Annotated in this window: 1 protein-coding gene; it reads right to left on the bottom strand. The window is 53.4% G+C overall.

Features of this window, described 5'->3' with window-relative positions; all coding sequences use genetic code 11:
* Positions 1-339: integrase core domain-containing protein (locus tag HMPREF2656_RS02865; RefSeq protein WP_141760990.1), on the bottom strand; the 339-nt coding region annotated here is incomplete at both ends.

Genomic DNA, 339 nt, shown 5'->3' with positions numbered 1-339 from the left:
GGGTTCTGCTTCCAAAATTCGGTTTCCACCTCGACCGGGGTTCGGTATCCCAAGCTTTGGTGAAGCCTTGTCTCGTTCCACCATGACACCCACTCGAACGTCGCGATTTCTACCTCGACAACGTCATTCCACCTGCGGGTATGGATCAGCTCGTTCTTGTAGGATCCGTTGACGTTTTCAGCAAGAGCATTGTCGTAGGAGTCACCGACAGTTCCGGTGGAAGCTGTAATGCCGTGTTGGGTAAGCCGCTCGTTGTAGACCACGCTGACGTACTGCGATCCGTGATCCGAATGGTGAATGAGACCTGTTGTTTCCTCAGCACACACGATCGCCTGGTTA

Source organism: Corynebacterium sp. HMSC034B08, from assembly GCF_001835805.1.
GTDB classification, from domain to species: domain Bacteria; phylum Actinomycetota; class Actinomycetes; order Mycobacteriales; family Mycobacteriaceae; genus Corynebacterium; species Corynebacterium coyleae.
This window is presented reverse-complemented; position numbering and strand designations above follow the sequence as displayed.